The organism is Novosphingobium sp. (assembly GCF_025351285.1).
Classification (GTDB): Bacteria; Pseudomonadota; Alphaproteobacteria; order Sphingomonadales; family Sphingomonadaceae; genus Novosphingobium.
This window is the reverse complement of sequence record NZ_JANXWG010000083.1, coordinates 1-16,472: the sequence shown is the minus strand read 5'-3', so window position 1 is coordinate 16,472 and position 16,472 is coordinate 1. Positions and strand designations below refer to the sequence as shown.

Annotated in this window: 16 protein-coding genes, 1 tRNA gene, 1 pseudogene and 2 riboswitches; of the genes and pseudogenes, 2 read left to right on the top strand and 16 right to left on the bottom strand. The window is 64.7% G+C overall.

Features of this window, described 5'->3' with window-relative positions; genetic code table 11:
- From Q0R16_RS10140 to Q0R16_RS10110, 7 genes and pseudogenes are all read right to left on the bottom strand, one after another.
- A pseudogene (locus Q0R16_RS10140) lies at nucleotides 1–820 on the bottom strand (aminomethyl-transferring glycine dehydrogenase subunit GcvPB); the annotation flags it as partial.
- A complete protein-coding gene (gcvPA, locus tag Q0R16_RS10135) occupies nucleotides 817–2,175 on the bottom strand; it encodes an aminomethyl-transferring glycine dehydrogenase subunit GcvPA (RefSeq protein ID WP_295635770.1) in 1,359 nt (452 codons plus the stop codon). The gene gcvPA and the pseudogene Q0R16_RS10140, both read right to left, overlap by 4 nt.
- Nucleotides 2,176–2,179: 4 nt before the next feature.
- A complete protein-coding gene (gene gcvH / locus Q0R16_RS10130) occupies nucleotides 2,180–2,551 on the bottom strand; it encodes a glycine cleavage system protein GcvH (protein ID WP_295635769.1) in 372 nt (123 codons plus the stop codon).
- 1 nt (nucleotide 2,552) lies between these two features.
- A complete protein-coding gene (gcvT, locus tag Q0R16_RS10125) occupies nucleotides 2,553–3,698 on the bottom strand; it encodes a glycine cleavage system aminomethyltransferase GcvT (RefSeq protein WP_295635773.1) in 1,146 nt (381 codons plus the stop codon).
- Nucleotides 3,699–3,776: 78 nt separating this feature from the next.
- Nucleotides 3,777–3,909, bottom strand: a riboswitch (glycine riboswitch).
- Nucleotides 3,910–4,026, bottom strand: a riboswitch (glycine riboswitch).
- Between the two features lie 90 nt (nucleotides 4,027–4,116).
- Nucleotides 4,117–4,833, bottom strand: a complete 717-nt coding sequence (locus Q0R16_RS10120) for an NAD(P)H-binding protein (protein ID WP_295635768.1) — start codon at nucleotides 4,831–4,833, stop codon at nucleotides 4,117–4,119.
- Complete coding sequence (locus tag Q0R16_RS10115) at nucleotides 4,830–5,999, bottom strand: deoxyguanosinetriphosphate triphosphohydrolase (RefSeq protein ID WP_295635767.1); 1,170 nt, start codon at nucleotides 5,997–5,999, stop codon at nucleotides 4,830–4,832. The genes Q0R16_RS10120 and Q0R16_RS10115 overlap by 4 nt, the downstream gene beginning before the upstream one ends.
- Complete coding sequence (locus tag Q0R16_RS10110) at nucleotides 5,996–6,691, bottom strand: amino acid racemase (RefSeq protein ID WP_295635766.1); 696 nt, start codon at nucleotides 6,689–6,691, stop codon at nucleotides 5,996–5,998. The genes Q0R16_RS10115 and Q0R16_RS10110 overlap by 4 nt, the downstream gene beginning before the upstream one ends.
- 196 nt (nucleotides 6,692–6,887) lie before the next feature.
- Here Q0R16_RS10110 and Q0R16_RS10105 point away from each other — a divergent pair, with 196 nt between their 5' ends.
- On the top strand, nucleotides 6,888–7,199 hold the full coding sequence (locus Q0R16_RS10105; protein WP_295635765.1) for a hypothetical protein: 312 nt from the start codon (nucleotides 6,888–6,890) through the stop codon (nucleotides 7,197–7,199).
- 22 nt (nucleotides 7,200–7,221) lie between these two features.
- Here the strand turns inward: Q0R16_RS10105 and Q0R16_RS10100 are convergent, their stop codons facing one another.
- From Q0R16_RS10100 to Q0R16_RS10065, 8 genes are all read right to left on the bottom strand, one after another.
- Nucleotides 7,222–8,259, bottom strand: a complete 1,038-nt coding sequence (locus Q0R16_RS10100; protein ID WP_295635764.1) for an SO2930 family diheme c-type cytochrome — start codon at nucleotides 8,257–8,259, stop codon at nucleotides 7,222–7,224.
- Nucleotides 8,240–9,457, bottom strand: coding sequence for a parallel beta-helix domain-containing protein (locus Q0R16_RS10095; protein WP_366857475.1), 1,218 nt, complete (start codon nucleotides 9,455–9,457; stop codon nucleotides 8,240–8,242). Before Q0R16_RS10095 ends, Q0R16_RS10100 begins: the two co-directional genes overlap by 20 nt.
- A 44-nt stretch (nucleotides 9,458–9,501) precedes the next feature.
- A complete protein-coding gene (locus Q0R16_RS10090; RefSeq protein WP_295635763.1) occupies nucleotides 9,502–9,729 on the bottom strand; it encodes a hypothetical protein in 228 nt (75 codons plus the stop codon).
- A 101-nt stretch (nucleotides 9,730–9,830) separates the two neighbouring features.
- Nucleotides 9,831–11,357: a M20/M25/M40 family metallo-hydrolase gene (locus Q0R16_RS10085; RefSeq protein WP_295635762.1), complete on the bottom strand. Its 1,527-nt coding sequence runs from the start codon at nucleotides 11,355–11,357 to the stop codon at nucleotides 9,831–9,833.
- A 132-nt stretch (nucleotides 11,358–11,489) separates the two neighbouring features.
- Nucleotides 11,490–12,950, bottom strand: a complete 1,461-nt coding sequence (locus Q0R16_RS10080) for an NAD(P)(+) transhydrogenase (Re/Si-specific) subunit beta (RefSeq protein ID WP_295635761.1) — start codon at nucleotides 12,948–12,950, stop codon at nucleotides 11,490–11,492.
- Complete coding sequence (locus Q0R16_RS10075) at nucleotides 12,950–13,282, bottom strand: NAD(P) transhydrogenase subunit alpha (RefSeq protein ID WP_295635760.1); 333 nt, start codon at nucleotides 13,280–13,282, stop codon at nucleotides 12,950–12,952. Before Q0R16_RS10075 ends, Q0R16_RS10080 begins: the two co-directional genes overlap by 1 nt.
- 3 nt (nucleotides 13,283–13,285) lie before the next feature.
- Nucleotides 13,286–14,443 (bottom strand): NAD(P) transhydrogenase subunit alpha, encoded by a 1,158-nt coding sequence (locus Q0R16_RS10070; RefSeq protein ID WP_295635759.1) that lies wholly within the window; start codon nucleotides 14,441–14,443, stop codon nucleotides 13,286–13,288.
- A gap of 20 nt (nucleotides 14,444–14,463) precedes the next feature.
- Complete coding sequence (locus Q0R16_RS10065) at nucleotides 14,464–14,589, bottom strand: aa3-type cytochrome c oxidase subunit IV (RefSeq protein ID WP_295635758.1); 126 nt, start codon at nucleotides 14,587–14,589, stop codon at nucleotides 14,464–14,466.
- Nucleotides 14,590–14,862: 273 nt separating this feature from the next.
- Between Q0R16_RS10065 and Q0R16_RS10060 the strand changes: the two genes are divergently transcribed.
- Complete coding sequence (locus Q0R16_RS10060) at nucleotides 14,863–16,254, top strand: sigma-54 dependent transcriptional regulator (protein WP_295635771.1); 1,392 nt, start codon at nucleotides 14,863–14,865, stop codon at nucleotides 16,252–16,254.
- A gap of 108 nt (nucleotides 16,255–16,362) precedes the next feature.
- Here the strand turns inward: Q0R16_RS10060 and Q0R16_RS10055 are convergent.
- Nucleotides 16,363–16,439, bottom strand: a tRNA-Met gene (locus Q0R16_RS10055).
- Between the last annotated feature and the right edge of the window lie 33 nt (nucleotides 16,440–16,472).

Genomic DNA, 16,472 nt, shown 5'->3' with positions numbered 1-16,472 from the left:
CGCCGTCGCAATAGACGAAGCCGCCCACCGCATGGACCGCGTCGGCGATGGCCTTCAGCTCGCGCTCGAACAGGCCGCAAGTGTTGGGATTGGTGATCATCACCGCCGCCACGTCAGGACCCAATCGTGCTTCAAGCGCGGCACGATCGACCCGGCCTTCGGGCGTTGCCGGGATCGATTCGACCCGATATCCGGCGAACGCGGCAGTTGCGGGATTGGTGCCGTGCGCGCTTTCGGGCACCAGCACCACCGCGCGCGCATCGCCCCGTGCTTCCAAAGCCGCGCGGATGCACAGCAGCCCGCACAATTCGCCGTGCGCACCGGCCTTGGGGGTCATGGCGACGCCGGGCATCCCGGTCAGCGTGCACAGCCAACCGGCCAGTTCATTGATGACCTTGAGCGCCCCCTGCACGGTCGAGACCGGCTGGAGCGGGTGAATATCGGCAAAGCCCGGCATCCGCGCGACCTTTTCATCGAGCCGCGGATTGTGCTTCATCGTGCAACTGCCGAGCGGAAACAGCCCGAGATCGATCGCATAGTTCTGCCGGCTGAGCCGCGTGTAATGCCGCACCGCCTCGGGCTCGGACAAGCCGGGCAAGTCGAGCGGCGCGCCGCGCAAGTGCCTGGCCAATTCGGGCATAGGCTCGACCGTCGCGGCATCGAAATCCACGCCGCACCGACCCACGTTGCCGATCTCGAACAGCAGTGGTTCTTCCAATTGGAGCGCGCGGTTGCCGGTGAATGTCGCGGGAACCGGGCTTGCGCCTGCGTCCGCAACACCCATCGCGGGTCGCCAGCCGGCTGGGTTCAGGTCGTTCATGCCAGGATCTCCTCGAGCGCGCGGCCCAGGCGTTCGATATCATCGGCTGTGGTGCATTCGCTCGCCGCGACGAGCAGCGCATGGCCCAGTTCGGGCGCATCGGGATATAGCCGCCCGAGCGAGACCCCGCCCAACACACCGCGATCGGCCAGCGCGCGCACCACGCCGCGCGCGTCCTCGGGCAAAATCACCGTGAATTCATTGACGTAAGCCTGGGTCAGCACGCTCACCCCCGGCACCCGCGCGAGCCGCGCCGCGGTTTCTCGGGCGCGTGCATGGCTGGCCGATGCCATCTGTGCGAGGCCGGATCCGCCGAGCAGGCTCATGTGGATGCTGAACGCCAGCGCACAGAGCCCAGAATTCGTACAGATATTGCTCGTGGCTTTTTCGCGCCGGATATGCTGCTCGCGCGTCGAAAGCGTCAGCACGAAGCCGCGTTTACCCTCGGCATCGACCGTTTCGCCGCACAATCTTCCAGGCATTTGCCGAACGAACTTGTCGCGGCATCCGAACAGCCCAAGGTACGGCCCGCCGAACTGGAGCCCTACACCGATCGACTGTCCCTCACCCACCACGATATCGGCGCCGAGCGTGCCCGGGCTTTCGATCAACCCCAGCGCGACCGGTTCGGTCACGACAGCGACCAGCAGCGCGCCGTTTGCGTGTGCCGCCTTGGCGATTGCGGCAAGATCGGGAATCCGTCCCAACACGTCGGGATACTGGACCACCACGCACGAGGTATCGCCATCGATTGCTGCGATCAACGCCGCATCGTCGGGCTCGGCCTGCAAGCTCGGCGCCTTGTGGTGCAGTGTATCGCCGGTGAACTTTGCCATCGTCCTTGCAGTCGATGCATAGTGCGGGTGCAGGCCCGACGACAGCAGCACATCAGCGCGGCGGGTGATCCGGCCTGCCATCGTGATCGCTTCCCAGCACGCGGTCGAGCCATCGTAAAGCGAGGCGTTGGCCACATCAGTGCCGAACAGCCGCGCGACCTGGGTCTGGAATTCGAACAGCACTTGCAGCGTGCCTTGCGCGATTTCGGGCTGGTACGGGGTGTAGGCCGTCAGGAATTCGCCGCGCTGGATCAGGTGATCGACCGAGGCGGGCACGTGGTGCTTGTACGCCCCCGCCCCCAGGAAAAACGGCGCCGCGCCGGCCGAAAGGTTCTGCCCGGCAAGCTTGGCCATATGGCGTTCGACCGCCATTTCGCTGGCGTGATCGGGCAAGCCATGAATCGGGCCTGACAGCCGCGCCGCAACCGGCACATCGGCGAACAAATCTTCGACCGAGGCCGCGCCGATGACACCAAGCATTGCGCCGCGATCGGCTTCGCTGAGGGGGAGATAGCGCATCAGATCAAAGCCCTGCGACGTAGGCTTGATAAGCGGCCTGATCCATCAGGCCCGACAATTCGTCGGCCGAGGCAAGTTCCATCGTCCATAGCCAGCCGTCTTCATCGGCGCCGGTGTTGACGAGTTCGGGCTGGTCGGCCAGCGCGGGGTTGGCGGCCGTCACCGTGCCCGATACCGGCGCATAGACATCGGATGCGGCCTTGACGGAATCGACCACGCAGCAAGAATCGCCCTGCTTCAACGCCGCGCCTTCTGCCGGCAGTTCCACGAAGGTGATATCGCCCAACTGGCTCTGCGCGTAATCGGTGATGCCGACTTTGGCGTTGCCGCCGTCAACATCGACCCATTCGTGTTCCTTGGTGAAATAGCGGGTCATGTCAGGCCTTTCCGTTTCGGACGTAGCGGTGTGGAACAAAGGGGAACGTGGTGACGGTTGCGGCAAGACGCTTGCCGCGCACGTCGATTTCGAGTGCAGTGCCAGGGGACGCGTGGGCCGCATCGACGTAAGCCATGGCGATCGGATGGTTCAGGGTGGGCGAAAACCCGCCCGAGGTGACGCGCCCGACAGCGGCATCGCCCACCATCACCACGGCACCTTCGCGCGCCGCCTGCCGGCCTTCGAGCGCCAACCCGATGCGCTTTTGCGCCGGCCCCGCCGCAATCACCGCAAGCACTTGCTCGGCGCCGAGGAAACCGCCTTCGGCGCGGCGGCGCTTGTTGATCGCAAAGCCCAGTCCGGCACCGATCGGATCGGTTTCGGGGCCAAGGTCGTGCCCGTAAAGCGGCAAGCCCGCCTCCAGCCGCAGCGAATCGCGCGCGCCCAGGCCGATCGGCTTGACCGATGCGTGGGCACAAAGCGCATCGGCAAACGCCGCCACGTCGTCGGCGTGGACCGAGATCTCGAACCCGTCTTCTCCGGTATAGCCCGACCGGCTGACACCGAGTTCGCGATCACCCCACAGGTATGGGCCCATCTGCATGAAGCCGAGCTGCTCGATGGGCACGATCTGCGGCATCGCCGGCACCAGCCCGAGCGATGTCAACGCGGTGACCGCTTGCGGCCCTTGCAGCGCCAGCAATGCCTGTTCATCGCGGAGTGATATGGTCACGTCATCGGGGAGATTTTCGCGCAAATGCGCGATATCGTCCCATTTTGTCGCCCCGTTAACGACCATCTGGAAGGCATCGGGCCAGCGCGCGACGATCAGGTCATCGAGAATGCCGCCGACCTCATCGAGCAGCAGCGAATAGCGCAACCCGCCCAGCTTGAGCGTGGAAAGGTCGATCGGCAGCACCGTTTCGAGCGCTGTTTCGGCCGTTTCGCCCGAGACAACCAGTTGGCCCATATGGCTGACATCGAACAGGCCGGCGTGTTCACGCGTCCACAAATGTTCGGCAATGATGCCCTCAAACTGCACCGGCATCCAGTAGCCGGCGAATTCGACCATCCGCCCGCCACGCGCGCGATGCCAGGCATCGAGCGGCAGCGCTTGCGCTTCGGGCACAACTTCGTCGCCGTCGATGTCGATTTCGGGGTTTTCGCCAGGTTCTACGTAGGTGTTGTTCACGGGTTCGCTTCCGACACAAGTGTGGCGCCAATCGGCGCCCCCTCTGTCACGGAAGCCTGAGAGCTTTCGCAGGCACCCGCCCTTGAGATAAGGGCCGTGCACCGGCTTACACCTTCGGCGGCACGCCCCCGTTTGCAGGGTTCGGGCACTTTCCAGAGCGTCACTATAGACCCGCGCGGTCCATGGGCCTGAGAGATTCCGGGGCGGTTGCTCCTTCGGCGTCCCGTGATTTTCAACCGGTTTCCCGGCCTTCGAACCACGGAAGCTCTCCCGCGCGTTTCAGCGACCTTGCTGTTTTCGCAAGTGCGAACAAACAAGTCAACCGCGCTTGGCGTGCAGCCGCCTTTATCCCCGAAAAGTCGCCGAACGCCGGCTAGCTGCCGATTTTCAACGCGGCGCGCCGCAATTGATCGTGTTCGTGCACGAAACGCCCATCGGGCCGGGCGCCCACCAGCGCGAGCGCGGCATCGGCAATGGTACTGGCGCGAATCGACCGATACCGCCGCGCCTTGCCATGAAGCGCCATATCCAGCAGCGGGCTGGCGATCATCCCGACCCGCTCGCCCGCCCGCAGCGGGCCTTCGCGGTGGCCGCGCAGCAAACCTGGCCGCAGCACGTCGAGCCGATTGAAGTGCAGCCTGGCCAAGGCATCCTCGGTCTCACCCTTGACCGAAAGGTAGAAGTTGCGCGCGCCCGCCTTGGCGCCGACCGACGACACCACGATCGCTTGCCTGATGCCCGCCTGCTTGGCGGCGCGCGCGCAGGCCAGCACCAGATCGTGATCGACCGCGCGGAATGCCGTCTTGTCGCCGCCGACTGCCGCGATCGTGGTGCCAAGCGCGATGACGATGCAATCGGCGCTGGCGGCAAGGTCGGAACCCGCGCCAGACGCCGCGATCGCCTCAGGCCAGTTAGCCGGATCGGCCAGCAGCATTTCCATCCGCGCGCCCGCGGGCAACGGCACTTCGCGCCTGGCGATGGCATGGAGCCGGATGGATTCGCGCCCCACTGCGCGCGCCATCACGGCACGCCCGACCATGCCGGTGGCGCCAACCAGGATCACGGTGCGCGGAGTTTGCGGTGCGGTCATACGTTCCTGAGGCCTTCCGGCGCCGCGCCGAACAGGCGGGTGTAAGTGTCTATGGCGTAACGATCGGTCATGCCGGCGATGAAGTCGGCAATCGCGCGGCTGCGCATGGGTTCGGCCTCGGGCAGCCGTTCGCGCCATCCGGCCGGCAGTTCGGCCGGATCGGCTGCCAAGGCGGCGAAAAGCCGGACGACGACTTCGCGCGCGCGCTCGGCCGTCGCCTGCTGTTCGGGGTGGTAATAAAGCCGGTCGTACATGAAGCGCTTCAACGCACGCTCCTCCTCCACCATCGCGGGCGAGAACGCGGCCAGGTCGCGCGATTGCGCACGCACCGCATCTGCATCGCGCGGTTCTGCTTCGGCCAGCCGGCCTTGCGTTTCGGCAATCAGGTCGTTGACCATCCGCCCGATCTGCCCGCGCACCAGTTCGCGCAGGCGCCGGTCCTGCGGCTGCCCCGGAAAGCGCCGCTCGATGCCGCGCCACTGGTCCGCCACCGCATCGAGCGTCAGCAGATCGTCGAGTTGGAGGAACCCCGCACGCAAACCATCGTCGATATCGTGGTTGTCGTAAGCGATGTCATCGGCCAGCGCCGCCACTTGCGCTTCGAGGCTGGCGCGCCGGGCAAGGCCCATCGGATAGGCGGCGTCCAGTTCGGCCAGCGCCCAATTCGGCTGGTGGACCGGACCATTGTGCTTGGCCAGTCCTTCGAGCATTTCCCACGACAGGTTCAGTCCTTCGTGCCCGCAATAAGGGCTCTCCAGCCGCATCAGAACGCGCAAGGTGTGGCCGTTGTGATCGAAGCCGCCTGCGTCTTTAAGCGCCGCCTGCAGCGCATCCTCGCCGGCGTGGCCGAACGGGGGGTGGCCGATATCGTGCGCCAGGCACAGCGCTTCGGTCAGATCTTCATCAAGCCCGAGCGCGCGTGCGATCACCCGGCCGATCTGCGCGACTTCGAGGCTGTGCGTCAGCCGCACGCGATAATGATCGCCGTCGGGCGCGATGAACACCTGGGTCTTGTGCCGCAGCCGGCGGAACGCGATCGAATGAATCACCCGGTCGCGATCGCGCTGGAACGCGCTGCGGGGACCCCGCTCGGTGGCGCTGTCGAGCGCGAATTCGCGGCCCCGACTGAGGTTGGGATCGCTGGCGTAGACCGCTCGGTTGCTCACTCCGCCCCGAGAATCCAGTCGGCCGCGGCTTCGGCGTGGATGCGCGTTCCATCGTAGATCGGCAGGACATTGGCATCGACGTCGATCACCATTTCCAGTTCGGTGCAGCCCAGCACCACCGCCTTGGCGCCGGCCTTTTCGATATCGGTGATGATGGTCTTGAACATCCGCTCGGCCGATCGCGGCGCGCGGCCCTGCATCAGATCGTCGTAGATCACCCGCTCGATCTCGTCGACATTGCCCATCACTGGCGGCAGCAGCGATACGCCGTGCGCGACCAGCCGCTTGCGGTAGAAATCCTCAAGCATCACGTTGCGCGTGCCGATCAATGCGGCGGTCTTGACCCGGTCGACTTCCATGCGTTGGCCCACGCAATCGGCGATGTGGATCACGGGGATGGACACTGCACTTGCAACCCGGTCGTAAACGCGGTGCATCGAATTTGCTCCGATAATCAGCGCGGTTGCGCCCGCGGTTTCGAGCCGCCGGGCGCTATCGCACAGCACGGTGGCCGCGCGGTCCCATTCTTCGGCCGTCGACAACCGCGCAAGGTCGGTGAAATCCAGGCTCTCGATCAGCAGCGGCGCGCTTGCAAGGCGGCTGGTTCGCGCCTGCACGATGCGGTTGATGTGTTCATAGTAAGTCCGGGTCGAAACCCAGCTCATGCCGCCGATCAGGCCAAGTTTGCGCACACAGATGCTCCAGGAATGCAATTTGTGCCGAGTTAGGCGAAGCGCGCGCAAAAAAATACCCTTCGCAGGTCAAAGCGGGACATCTGCTTGTGACCTGACGCATTGCTAGCCGATCTCAGGCATTGTATTCTGCGCAAGTCAGGCAACCGACCATGCCGTAGAAGCCTGCTCGATATTCGTTTGAGGAGAGATGAACATGTCACGGTTCACTCTGGCAATCGCCGTCATGCTGCTTGCGGTGCCCGCACTGGCGCAATCCGCGCCCGCAGCCGCCCCGCAGGCTGAACAGGCAAAGGCAGCGCCGCAGCAGGCCCGGCCCGAACAGCGCGGCTTCAGCATCGCGCGCCCCGGTTCGGCGCCTGTCGCCCCGGCCGTCGTAGCCCACGGCCCGGCGCCCAAGGCGAAAATGGCGGCCCCTGCGGCCGACATGCCAATGGCAGGCAAGATGAAAATGCACGCGAAGCGCCATGCGATGCGGCACCATCGCCGACACAGGCACCACCACTAAGAGCGCGTAGTCTGGGGGCGGGTTAGCGCAACGAAGCGATCCATGCGCGGATCACCGCGAGCCCGTCCTTGTCTACGCTCGACCGGCCGATTTCAGGCATGGCCACGCCGGGTTCGGTGCTGGCCATGCGGTGAACAAGTATCGATCCCTCGGGATCGCCCGGTGCTACGTCGTACGTCAGCGCACCCGACCCGCGCCCGGCCGCGACTGGCGGCTTGCCCAGCCCCAGCCGCACCGGATCGGCTTCGTCCCAGCCCAGCCATAACCCCGAATTCGACGCGGCGCCCTTGGCGTTGTGGCAATAAGCGCAATTGGCTTCGAGATAAGCGCGCGCGGCCAAGGCCGGGGCGAGCTTCGCGCGTTCCTCCCACAACGGCAGTCGATGCGCGACGGCGGGCACCGCATCGAGCCGGCCAGCGCGGTGCTGCGCATCGAGCCAGGCCACCGAAAGGTTGCGCGCCTTGGGCCCGATCGGCGTCATCACGTTGTCGAGCGCGTGGCATTCCTTGCACTGGTTGCGGTTGGGAATCTTGTAGCTGATCACCTCGCCGCCGGGCGTCGTGATCGGCACCCGCGCGCCGGCCGGCACGAGCCGCGCCGAAGTCTGCGCCGCATCCCATTGATACGATGCAGCAACCCACCCACTGGCACGGTGCAGCAGCACACGCGTTTCAATCAGCTTTCGCTTGCCCGCTTCGGTGAAGGCAAAGCTCTTGACCAGCGCCGCGCCTACGGGGAGATCGAGCAGACCTTCGCCTTGCGCGCGCGCGACGGTGCCCTTGGGGAGGTAGAGAAACCGCAGCTTTTCAGCGCCGTCGGACCACAGCGGGGTGTTCAGCCGATAAGCCGTGACGCCCTCGGCCGGGCTCAGCGCCGCGCCATTGCGGAAAAACCCGAATGTGGACAATTCCGGGGGCAAGGTTGTGGGCAAATCGGGCGACAGGATCGCTGCATCGTTGACCGCAGGCACCGGACCGGCACCCAACGCCAGCGACAGGATCGCCGAAAGGGCCGCAAGGCGCGAGCGTTGCTTCATCCGTTCAGGACGCGATGCGCGCATCGAGCGCGGCGGGTGCACCGATGGTGGCACGGTCGATCGGCGCGGGCTTGCCGCCTTGCGCTGCGGCCAGCGGCTGAGGATTGACTGCTGCATCGACGCCGGCGCCCTGCTTGGCGAGCCCGAGAGACAGCGCAGTGCTTCCCGCGGGCAAAGCAGGCGTATCGCCCAGCCCGTCCCAGATCACCGGAGGCAGCGCACCGCCGAAGGCTTTCAGCAGCATGTCCTTGCCCGGCAATTGCGGATCGTATCCGCCGCGCCCGATGCGATTGGCGCCGATCGTCACCCGCCGTTCGAGCGGGTTGTAGCGCGTATCGGTGAATGGGCGCGGATAGGCGATCACCAACACCGATGCGGTTGGGTTGCGATCGAGCACGTTGTCGCTGACCTCGACTCCGTCGTTGGCCATCACCATGATCCCGGTGCCGCGTCGCACGCTGGCCACGATATTGCCCGGCGGCGCGAAGTTGGCGAGGTCGTTCGAGACCACCAGGTTGCCGCTCACCAGCACATTGCCGCCGCCCATCTTGGGCAGGTTGGGCAGATCGAACACCAGGATGCCGCCGGTGTTGCGCGTGACGAGGTTGTGTTCGACCAGCGCATTGCGGCTGTTCTCGATCTCGATCCCGGCAACGTTGGCTTCGGCCAGGCAATTGCGGATGGTGATGTGTTCGCTCTGCCCGACGTAGATGCCTGAATCCGATGCGCCCGAAACCTGGCTGCCATCGACCAGCACATTGGTGCTTTCGACCGGGTAGATGCCATAGCCGCCATTGGTCGCCTTGGGGCCACCGGTCCAGGTCACGCGGATGCGGTAATAGACGATGTTGTTGGCGGCCTTGGATTTTATCCCGTCGCCCTTGGGGTTTTCGATGGCGAAATCGCGCAAGGTCACGTCGGCGGCGGTAACCAGCATCCCCTGCCCGCCACCCTGCTGGCCGGTGAAATCGAGCACGGTTGCCTCCATGCCCGCGCCGCGTACGGTGACGCCGGGGGCATCGAGGCTAAGCGTGTCGGTGAGCGCGAAACGGCCGGGGCCAATTTGCACGACATCGCCCGGAGCGGCAGAAATCAGCGCTTCCTGCAATCTTGTCTGCGCATCGGCACCGGCGGCGACGTCGAGCGTCTTTGCATGAACGGCAGGGCACGCCAGCGGCGCGAGCGGGAGCAGCGCCATCAGCGCCTTATGGGTCATCCTCATTGGGCGATGATGCCTGACCGCGCGCGCGAGTCAATCAGAGCATTTCAGCGCTTTTCGGGGGCCAGTCCGGTCGAGCACAGGAACGCCGAACCGGCGACGACCGACAGAGCATCGCGGTCGCCCTGTTTGCGCACCGCGTTGACATAATCGGTGAGCGTACGCTTTTCCCCGCGCAATTGCCGCAAATGATAAAGCTGGACCAGCGACAACCGGTCGGTCATCCGCGCGGCCATGCAGTGCGCGTTGGCTTCGGAGAGGCCAGCATCGCGCATCGCCTGCCGTACTTGCCCGCTGGCCAGCTTCGACGGCGACCACGCACCGAGCAGCAGCGCGGAAACGAACAGCGCCGGAGCAAGGACCAGCGGCGACTTGCTCAGGACACGGCCGCCATCTGGTAAAGGAAATCGGCAAAGCCCAGCGCCGCCTGATCATACCCGGCGATCTTGGGATTGCTCGATTCGAGGACATAGAATTCGTTCGGGGCATGCGCACCGGTGCCATAGCCGAGCCCGAAGCTGCCCGCGGGAATCGACACCGGTGCTGCGGTGAACACTGCGCCTGGCCACGATCCGGGCTGGCGAGGGTTGATGCTGACGCTGGCGCCACCGCGTTTGTACGTGGCAATGGCCGCGCGGATCAGGCGGCTGTTCTCGGCCACTTCGGTCGGGTCGTAGCCGCCGGTTACGTTGGCCTCGACATCCTTGAAGCCGTGCTTGTCGAGGTGTGCGCGCAGCTTGGCGGTGGCCTCGGCGCGGGTCATGTCGGGCACCAGCCGGCAGTCGATCTTGGCGGTGGCCTTGCCCGGCAGCACGGTCTTGCCACCCGGCCCGGTATAGCCCGCAACCAGCCCCTCGATATTGACCGTGGGCTGCGAGGCCAGCCGTTCGAGCGCCTGCACGAACGGCAAGTCGTCGATCCAGTGCTGGACGCCGTAAGCCTTCATCAGTTCAGCCTGGCTGGACTTGCTCGCGCCGTCGGCGATCAGCGCCTTTTCGCGGACCGACAATGGCCGCACATTGTCGTACCAGCCTTCGATCGTCACGGTGTTGCCATCGGCGCTGACTAGCGTCTGCAGCGCCTGCACCAGCCGCCACACCGGGCTGTCGATCATCGCCTTGAGGCTGGAGTGAACGTCCTTGAGCGGCCCGCGGCCCCATTTCGCGCCGCTCGCCACCAGTTCCAATTCGATGATGCCCTTGGCGCCCAGGCTGATCTCGACCCCGCCGGCCTCGTTCTGATCGGCGCTGGGGATCATCACGCCTTCGCACTTTTTCACCGCCGCCATCACTTGCGGCGCGGTGACCAGTTCACGGAAGTGCGGCGAGCCGATTTCTTCCTCACCCTCTGCCACCAGCACCAGGTTGACCGGCAGCTTCAAGCCCGCCGCCTTGAACGCGTGGAGTGCCGCCAGCATGGCGCTTTCGGGCCCCTTCTGGTTCACTGCGCCGCGCGCGGTGATCACTTTGCCGAAGCCGGGCTTGTCGATGATCCGGCCTTCGAGCGGTGGGTTGTCCCACTCTTCGGGCACGTACTGCTTTACATCGTACATGAAGTAGAGCCCGACCGTGCGTTTGGCGCCGGCATCAAGCGTGGCGAACACGCCGGGCTTGCCGCTGGTCGGCACCACTTCGGCATGCTGGAAGCCGGCATCAAGCGCCAGTTGCTTCATGTATTCCGGGCCGGCGGGGTAGTTGCGATTTTCCGCCGCGATCGAGGGGAGCGCGATCCAATTGCGCAACCGTTGCACGGCCGCATCGTGCCCGGCGGCGACGGCCTTTGCCAGCTTGGCCGCATCGCCGCCCGCTGCCAGTGCAATGCCCGGTGAGGCGAGCAGGCCGGCGCCTGTGAGTCCGCCGCCCAGAACCTGGCGGCGGCTGGCCTGACTCGTCAGTTCATCCATGCCCTAACCTCCGTTCGCCCTGAGCTTGTCGAAGGGCTGTTCTATCTTTGGCAACGTCACAGAAGAAAAGCAGTCCTTCGACAAGCTCAGGACGAACGAAATTTGAGATCAAAGCTCTCGGACCTCTCGAGCCTAGTGCGCGATCGCCTTGTTGATGTCCTCGACCATCTTCTTGGCGTCGGCGAGCAGCATCATTGTCTGGTCCATGTAGAACACGTCGTTGTCGACGCCGGCATAGCCCACCCCGCCCATGCTGCGCTTGATGAACATCACGGTCTTGGCCTTGTCGACATCGAATACCGGCATGCCGTAGATCGGGCTGGTCTTGTCGGTTTTCGCGGCCGGATTGACCACGTCGTTGGCACCGATGATGAACGCCACGTCGGCCTGCGCGAATTCACCATTGATGTCTTCGAGCTCGAACACTTCGTCATAGGGCACGTTGGCTTCGGCCAGCAGTACGTTCATGTGCCCCGGCATGCGCCCCGCGACCGGGTGGATCGCATACTTGACGTTGACACCTTCCTTCTTGAGCAGATCGCCCATCTCGCGCAGAACATGCTGCGCCTGCGCCACCGCCATGCCGTAGCCGGGGATGATAATGACGGTTTCGGCTTCTTTCAGGAGGAACGCCGCGTCTTCGGCACTACCGCGCTTCCACGGACGCTGTTCCTTCGCCGCGCCACCGCCTGCTTCGGGCGCCGCGCCGAAGCCGCCCGCGATCACCGAAATGAAGCTGCGGTTCATTGCCTTGCACATGATGTAGCTAAGGATTGCGCCCGACGATCCGACCAGCGCGCCGGTGATGATCATAGCGGTATTGTGGAGCGTGAAGCCCATCGCCGCCGCCGCCCAGCCCGAATAGGAATTGAGCATCGACACCACCACCGGCATGTCCGCGCCGCCGATCGGGATGATCAACAGGAAGCCGATCATGAACGACAGCAGCGTGACCACCGCGATCACCCACTCGCTCTGGTCCTGCGTGAAGTAACCGACCAGCAAGATGATCGCCGCCAGCGTGCCCAGGTTGATCACGTGCCGGCCGGGCAGCATGATCGGCGCGCCGCTCATCTTGCCGGCCAGCTTGAGGAACGCGATGACCGAGCCCGAGAAGGTGATCGCGCCGATCGCAATGCCCAGGCCCATTTCGACCCGGCTCTGGACGTGGATCACCCCGTCCGATCCGGCAATTCCGAATGCTTCGGGGTTGAGATAGGCCGCCAACCCGACCAGCACCGCTGCCATGCCAACGAGGCTGTGGAACGCCGCAACCAGCTGCGGCATGTCGGTCATCTTGATCTTCTGCGCGGTGAACCAGCCGATCCCTCCGCCGATCGCCACGGCAACCAGGATGCGCACCAGCGTGGCAAGATCATCGTTCGTTGGGCGCGGCCAGAACCCGCCCGGCGGGACCGGCGCCGAAATCAGCAAAGTGGTCAGCAGCGCGAGCGCCATGCCGAACATGCCGAAGCGGTTGCCCTGCCGCGATGTCGACGGCGAGGACAGCCCGCGCAGCGCCATGATGAACGAGATGCCCGAAATCAGGTAGGACAGCGAAACCCAGGCGGGTGGAGCGATCGAGGCTTCCATCAGTGGTTGCCCCCATCCTTGGCGGCCGCGGCCGCGGCGGTCTTGGTCGCCGATTTTTCCTTCTTCTTGTACATCGCCAGCATCCGTTCGGTCACCGCGAAGCCGCCGAAGATATTGACGCTCGCCAGCACAACCGCGCCCAGCCCAAGCCAGCCTGAAGCGCCGAAGCCCTTGGCCGCGCCCGCGACCAGCGCGCCGACGATGATCACCGAGGAAATCGCGTTGGTCACCGCCATCAGCGGCGTATGCAGCGCCGGCGTGACCGACCACACAACGTAATAGCCCACGAAGCAGGCCATGACGAAGATCGAAAGGATCGAGATGAAGTCCATCGCTTATGCCTCCAGCAAACGCGGATGGACGACTTTGCCGCCTTGCGTCAGTCTAACTGCGGTGCCGATTTCCTCGTCGAGCACGGGGCGGCCACTGGCCTTGTCCCAGAATGCCGAGAGGAAGTTGTAGAGGTTGCGCGCAAACAGCGCCGAAGCATCGGCCGCAAGGTGCGCAGGAGTGTTGGCGAAACCGATGATCTTGACACCGTGGCGTACGGTGACCTCATCGGCCACCGAGCCTTCGACATTGCCGCCTGCCGCGACAGCGAGATCGAAAATCACGCTGCCGGGCTTCATCGTCGCGATCTGCGCGTCGGTGACGAGGCGCGGCGCAGCGCGGCCCGGGATCAGCGCTGTGGTGATCACGATGTCCTGCTTGGCGATATGGGTGGAGACCAGTTCGGCCTGGGCCTTCTGGTATTCCTCGGACATTTCGGTGGCATAACCGCCCGCGCCCTCACCCTCGATGCCCGCGACACTTTCGACGAAGATCGGCTTGGCGCCGAGCGACTGGATCTGTTCTTTCGTTGCCGAACGCACGTCGGTGGCCGAAACCTGCGCGCCCAGCCGGCGCGCCGTGGCGATCGCCTGAAGGCCCGCGACACCCACGCCCATCACGAAGCACTTGGCCGCGGTGATCGTACCCGCCGCGGTCATCATCATCGGGAACGCGCGGCCATAGACCCCCGCAGCCTCGATCACCGCCTTGTAGCCCGCCAGGTTCGACTGGCTCGACAGGATGTCCATCGATTGAGCGCGGGTGATGCGCGGCATGAATTCCATTGCCAGCGCTTCGTATCCTGCGGCGGCGTAAGCATCGATTGCCGCGCGGTTTGCGAAAGGCTCAAGGCCTGCAACAATCCACGCGCCCGGCTTGGCGCCACTGACCAGTTCGGGTTCGGGAGCACGCACGGCCAGAATGATGTCGGCCCCTGCGGCAGCGCTGGCGGCAAGAACTTCGGCGCCAGCGGCGGCGTAATCCTCGTCGCGCAACGATGCATGGACGCCTGCGCCCGCTTCAACCACGACGGCTGCGCCAAGCGCGATGAATTTCCTGACGGTTTCAGGTGTTGCCGCAACGCGCGTTTCACCAGCTTCGCGTTCTTTCAAGATCGCGATGCGAACGGGAGTGCCGGCAGCGCCGGTTGGGGCGGCGTCCACTATAGCGTCCACTGCAGCGGTCAGGACGAAATCAGCTTGACGACCACGATGGTGATGATCGCCAGGACGGGCACCGCCACCTTGATCAGGCCGATGAATGAATTGTAGGTCGCCTCGGCGGCCTTGATGTCGTTGGCAGAGCTCATGTCGTTCCCCATACCGCATCCCGGGACAGACCCCGGACCGGCCCCGTTGGACCATGCCGCACAAGGCGGCGTGTTCCACCTCTAGCCGCGCCACCGGCCGGGCTCAAGGCCCAGTTGCACAGAGACGATGCGTCGGCCGCAGACGGCGAGCCGGCAGATCGTTGGCATGCCGTCGCCGTGAATGCGCTTAATCAGGTTTTTACCTCATTGGGCTAGGCCATCGCTGTGGGGGAACTGACCGAAACCACAGCCGAGGTGGATTCCCGCCTGCTGATGCTGATCGACGATGAGCCCGCGCAATGCCGGCTTATTGCATCGCTCGCCGCGCGCGAGGGCTGGCGCACGATCTTTGCGCGCGATTCGGAAACCGCCATTGCCATGCTCGGCACGCGCCAGGGAATGCGGCTCGACGCCATTATCCTCGATCAATGGGTGCCGGGCGACGAAGCCTGTGCGTTGATCGCCGAACTGAAGTCACGCCGTCCGGCTTTGCCCATCCTTATGCTGACCACCAGCGGATCGCCGTTGCTGGCGGTTGAAGCGATGCGTGCGGGCGCAACCGATTATCTGGTCAAGCCCGTTTCGTCGGATCGGCTGCTTCAGGCATTGCGTGCAGCAACGACCCGCGAATCCCAAGGCATCGGCTTGCAGCCGCTTACCGAAAAATTCGGTGCGACACTCGATTTTGAATCGATGATCGGAGCAACACCCGGCTTTCGTGCGGCGCTTGCAGTGGCGGCCAAAGCCGCGCGAACGCACAGCCATGTCACGATCGAGGGCGAAAACGGCACGGGCAAGGAGATGCTGGTGCGTGCGATGCACGCTGCAAGCCCGCGCAACAAGATCCCGCTGCGGATCATCAATGCTGCCGGAACACCGGCGAACTTGCTTGAATCGGTGCTGTTCGGGCACGAAAAAGGCGCCTTTCCCGGCGCGTTCGATCGCCATGTCGGCGCGATTCAGCAAGTTGATGGCGGCACCCTGGTGATCGACGAAATCGACCGTTTGCCGGCACGCGTGCAGGAACGGCTGGCCCTGGCCATTGCGCGGGGAGACGTGCAACCGATCGGTGCGCGCCACAGCTTCCGTGTCGATGTGCGGTACATCGCGGCAACGAACACTCCGCTGGCGACTTTGGTAGAGGAAGGGCTGTTTCGAGCCGATCTTCATCAGGCGCTTGCAGCAGTTCAGGTGCGATTGCCGGCGCTGCGCCAAAGGGTTGGCGATATCACCGCATTGACGCGCCATTTTCTGGCGCGAATCGGCGAACAGCCCGGTCTGCGCGCGTTGGGCGTGACAGATGGCGCGCTGTCGCTGCTTTCATCCTACGATTGGCCGGGCAACGTCCGTCAGTTGCAGGCGGTGCTGTTCCGCGCGGCGGTGTTTTGCGAAGGTGATGCTTTGACCGCGCAGGATTTTCCGAATCTGTCGACTATGCTGGGCGAAACTGCGCCGCCGCCGCCATCGAACAGCGATGGCGCGGGTGTGGTACTGTACACATCAGACGGAAACTTGCGGCCGCTTGAAGATATCGAGGCCGACGTGATCCGCTTGGCGATCGGCCATTATCGCGGACGCATGACCGAAGTTGCGCGGCGCCTCGGCATCGGCCGATCGACGCTTTATCGCAAGCTGACCGAGCTGGGCATCGATAACGCTGCTTGAAGGCGGTTTGCCAAGCGGATCCGACGATGCGCGCCGGCAAATCTATGCGAGCGCGCTTAGATAACGAGGCTGTGGTAGGTTTTTCGAGCGGCTGAGGCTTGGGCTTGTTGGTTGCGGGGGTTGGATTTGAACCAACGACCTTCAGGTTATGAGCCTGACGAGCTACCGGACTGCTCCACCCCGCGGCACCATGGTGTGTCCCGTGCGCGAGGCGCAGA

Bases quoted from the DNA above. Each gene is read 5' to 3' on its own strand.
- Q0R16_RS10075 (WP_295635760.1), bottom strand. From the start codon at position 13,282: ATGGACTTCATCTCGATCCTTTCGATCTTCGTCATGGCCTGCTTCGTG.
- gcvPA (WP_295635770.1), bottom strand. From the start codon at position 2,175: ATGCGCTATCTCCCCCTCAGCGAAGCCGATCGCGGCGCAATGCTTGGT.
- Q0R16_RS10065 (WP_295635758.1), bottom strand. From the start codon at position 14,589: ATGAGCTCTGCCAACGACATCAAGGCCGCCGAGGCGACCTACAATTCA.
- Q0R16_RS10100 (WP_295635764.1), bottom strand. From the start codon at position 8,259: ATGCGCGCATCGCGTCCTGAACGGATGAAGCAACGCTCGCGCCTTGCG.
- Q0R16_RS10090 (WP_295635763.1), bottom strand. From the start codon at position 9,729: ATGCGCGATGCTGGCCTCTCCGAAGCCAACGCGCACTGCATGGCCGCG.
- Q0R16_RS10060 (WP_295635771.1), top strand. From the start codon at position 14,863: ATGCTGATCGACGATGAGCCCGCGCAATGCCGGCTTATTGCATCGCTC.
- Q0R16_RS10120 (WP_295635768.1), bottom strand. From the start codon at position 4,833: ATGACCGCACCGCAAACTCCGCGCACCGTGATCCTGGTTGGCGCCACC.
- Q0R16_RS10080 (WP_295635761.1), bottom strand. From the start codon at position 12,950: ATGGAAGCCTCGATCGCTCCACCCGCCTGGGTTTCGCTGTCCTACCTG.
- Q0R16_RS10085 (WP_295635762.1), bottom strand. From the start codon at position 11,357: ATGGATGAACTGACGAGTCAGGCCAGCCGCCGCCAGGTTCTGGGCGGC.
- gcvH (WP_295635769.1), bottom strand. From the start codon at position 2,551: ATGACCCGCTATTTCACCAAGGAACACGAATGGGTCGATGTTGACGGC.
- Q0R16_RS10105 (WP_295635765.1), top strand. From the start codon at position 6,888: ATGTCACGGTTCACTCTGGCAATCGCCGTCATGCTGCTTGCGGTGCCC.
- Q0R16_RS10095 (WP_366857475.1), bottom strand. From the start codon at position 9,457: ATGAGGATGACCCATAAGGCGCTGATGGCGCTGCTCCCGCTCGCGCCG.